Here is a 1,322-nt window from a genome sequence, read left to right as displayed (position 1 = left end):
TGCTATCATCATCAATGCACAATGCCTGGGTAAGAATGTTTTGTGGACGTCTTGATATGTGTATCCGATACTCAAACATCCTATGCTACAAGAACTTCCCTTTTCCTGAAGATATCACCACTGAACAGAAAGAAAATATCGCTCGGCTTGCTGCAAGGATACTTGAGCTGCGAATGAATTACAAAGACCAGCCACTCGGCAATGTCTATAATGACCTACCGCCTGAGCTGCTGCTTGCCCATATCAATCTGGACAAAGCCGTTGAAAAGCTTTATGGCGAACAGCTTTTCTTCAATGACGACGCACGTCTCAAAGTTCTGATCAAGCTTTTCAATAAACAGAGAACAGGCAGCCCCTAACGGGATCTGCCTGTATTTTTGCGTCTGCGTATAATGGCTGGATGTCTAACTGGAATTTCTGCACTTGCCGCAACAGCTTTTTCTTTCGGCTCGTACTCGTTTGACTGCGCTTTAGCCAAACGTCTTTCAAGAACAGCCTCAAGCTTTTTGAAATCACAGCAACGGCGTGTGAGGTTGATTGATTTTTCAGGACTTTGAGTAATTAAGCGATAAAGCTTGTTCGCCTTTTTAATTATATTATCAATGTTATCATTACACCAGTCGAGCTGATTATTTAGCAACTCCTTATATTCTCTTTCTTTCGGAGTATCACTACTGCTGGGACGAATGTCTAACTTTTGGATTACATCATTTGAAACTGGAATCATATTATTAAAATTAAGCGCTCCAATCAAACAATTATTTGAATCCAATATTTTAGAAAAATCAAGATCATTTTTCATCTTATTATGCTTAGGCTTAGGCGATGTCATTGGAATACAGTAATTATGCTGTTTCATAATAATTATTATTCCCACAAAAGGTCTATTTTCTTTATGTTGTTGAGGTGACACTGACATAACTCTATTATCGGCATTAGCCAAATCACGAACATATTTGACATCTAATGTATACAGATGTAATCTCCTCTTTTTCATACTTCTCACCCGTTTCTCATTAAAAAGGCTGCGATATAAATACCGCAGCCAAGTTTTTTATAGGTCCCACTCACAGTAGGGTCCACTGCTTTTAAAACTCCCACTCACAGTAGGGTCCACTGCTTTTAAAACTCCCACTTATACGGTAGGGACTACCTCTTTTTACAAAGGTCAAAGACCTCCATATGATAAGCATTGCTTATCTTCACTTATATTATACTCTACTTGCGACAAAATGTCAAGTAAAATTCAACATAAAAAAGCAGCACACTGTAGTGCTACAATAGATATTGGACAAAATTAAGAAAAAAGAAAAGAGAGATAG

2 protein-coding genes are annotated in these 1,322 nt (G+C 38.1%); one reads left to right on the top strand and one right to left on the bottom strand.

All coding sequences use genetic code 11. From position 1 onward, the window contains the following. A partial coding sequence (locus tag WS40_RS10640) for a type IIL restriction-modification enzyme MmeI (protein ID WP_325208543.1) occupies positions 1-359 on the top strand: 359 nt, incomplete at its 5' end. Here the strand turns inward: WS40_RS10640 and WS40_RS10635 are convergent. Beyond that, on the bottom strand, positions 356-997 hold the full coding sequence (locus WS40_RS10635) for a type III toxin-antitoxin system ToxN/AbiQ family toxin (protein ID WP_325208542.1): 642 nt from the start codon (positions 995-997) through the stop codon (positions 356-358). The genes WS40_RS10640 and WS40_RS10635 overlap by 4 nt on opposite strands. Between the last annotated feature and the right edge of the window lie 325 nt (positions 998-1,322).

Source organism: Ruminococcus sp. N15.MGS-57, from assembly GCF_000980385.1.
Classification (GTDB): domain Bacteria; phylum Bacillota; class Clostridia; order Oscillospirales; family Ruminococcaceae; genus Hominimerdicola; species Hominimerdicola aceti.
The sequence above is the reverse complement of the archived record's forward strand: the minus strand, read 5'-3'. Positions and strand labels throughout refer to the sequence as shown.

Excerpts from the sequence above, each read along its gene's own strand:
- WS40_RS10635 (WP_325208542.1), bottom strand. The coding sequence starts at position 997 with ATGAAAAAGAGGAGATTACATCTGTATACATTAGATGTCAAATATGTT.